This window comes from Acetobacter sp. AN02, assembly GCF_029759835.1.
Lineage (GTDB): Bacteria > Pseudomonadota > Alphaproteobacteria > Acetobacterales > Acetobacteraceae > Acetobacter.
On sequence record NZ_JAJJND010000168.1, the window covers coordinates 1 to 1888 of the forward strand.

Here is a 1888-nt window from a genome sequence, read left to right on the forward strand (position 1 = left end):
CCCTGCCGGAAACCATCCGATCCATCGGTCTCAGAAAGTGGGCTCACACAGGTCAGCCACTATAACCGTTGGTATAATAGGGACTAGACACAATAATACCAATGAATTATCAGATTTAAATTGATCGACTGTAGAATGAAATTTTATGGAACCTTCATTTTCAGATGATCGACTATAACAGACCTATCGGGAAGACCTATTCATGTCGAAAATATATGACCTTATGCCGTTTTATAATGAATTTGATCTTATGGATATCCGGCTCAATCATCTTTACAATCATATCGATTATTTTGTGATCTGCGAAGCCGGAGAGACCTTCACAGGGCAACCAAAAGAAAAACTCTTTTATAAGAACAGGGAAAGATTTAGTAAATTCCTTGATAAAGTCATATATTTATCAATTGATAAGTTTCCGGACGAAATCCACTTCGGGAAAAAAGAATTTTTCCAGAAACAGTATCTGCTGAATGGCGTCAAAGACGCAGCAGATGACGATTACATCATTTTCGGCGACGTTGATGAAATTCCAAGAATTTCATCAATCCAAGATGCAATGAAATTCGACGGAGTTTCACATCTCGATATGCCAATGTATCAGTATTACCTCAATATGCTGATGGAGGAGCATTGGAAAGCCCCCTACATCATAAAGAAAAAATATATCCCGGCTCTGGATGCGGGATGCCCGAAAGAAGGCAATGAAGTCGGAGGTAGTATGAATTACTCCCGGTTTTCTATGGAACGGATCGCACGGGAGCAGAATATCCCTTACCAAGTTCTGGGAAAAGCCGGATGGCATTTCACCTTTATGGGTGGTGCTAAAGAAATAGTGGCTAAGTTGTCTGCATACTCTCACGCCAACGACTACTGGCCACGGATGCTCAGAGACGAAGAACGTGCGCAACAGGCCCTCGACATCGGTATTCGCATCTGGAGTGGAGACGGTCTGGCCCGTTACGTTCCCGTTGACGATACATTTCCGGAATACATATATAAAAACAGAGAAGAGTTCATAAAGCGTGGATTTATACGTGATATTTACGAAGCGAATGCGCGACTTCAGGATATGTTCGTCGATCTGAGGCGTAAGTTTGCGTTCTCAAATACAACAAAAAACAAAAAATGGAAGGAACTTGGGAATCTTAGTGCTCTTGAATTCCTGCAATTTGTTAATCACTGCCCGGTAGACCTGAACTACGCTCATTTTCCTGAGCCCATCGGGAAACTGGTCAGTGCAGGATGCCCTGCAACTCAGAGTTCAGTATCCCCGTGGTCAAGAAGCCCAGTAAAGGAAGAAGATGCCGGAAGAGCCCTCAATGGTGACCCAAATGGAGATTATAGCTTCCATACAGGGGAAGATTTGAATCCGTGGTGGGAAGTTGACCTCGGAAGAGAACTAGTTCTTTCAGAAGTAAGAATCTTCAACAGAATAAATGATGTTTCCATAGGTTCTATCTCTCCGGACAGATCTGATGAAATTCAAATATTGGTTTCCTCTGATAGAGAAAACTATAAATGTATATATTATCACAATTCAGAAATAAGTATTGGAGGAATAGATGGGAATCCTCTCATTTTTCATCCAAAAAAGCGTATTAACGCCCGTTATGTGAGAATTCAGATAGCAGGTGTAAATTATCTCCACCTTGATAAAATATATATTTATGAAAAATGAATATATTTTTGGGGGTAGCTACGGCGTGTCGTCAGTTAAGGGCTGATTGCGGCACGTGAAGGTTGTACTTTGTGGCTGTGTGTGCTGACTGTTTTCCCAGTTTTTGGGGAGACAGACAGATGCGGCGTTACGGTTTATACCAACCGTTTCTTGATCAGACTCACGGGGTACCCATTGGGCTAAAAATGTGATTCACAGGATGCTGATCAT

At 41.9% G+C, this 1888-nt stretch carries 1 protein-coding gene; it reads left to right on the forward strand.

Translation table 11 applies throughout. The features are described from left to right. The first annotated feature begins 202 nt into the window (after positions 1–202). Positions 203–1678, forward strand: a complete 1476-nt coding sequence (locus LOC54_RS12135) for a discoidin domain-containing protein (RefSeq protein ID WP_279314037.1) — start codon at positions 203–205, stop codon at positions 1676–1678. The last annotated feature ends 210 nt before the right edge of the window (positions 1679–1888 follow it).

Bases quoted from the DNA above. Each gene is read 5' to 3' on its own strand.
- LOC54_RS12135 (WP_279314037.1), top strand. From the start codon at position 203: ATGTCGAAAATATATGACCTTATGCCGTTTTATAATGAATTTGATCTT.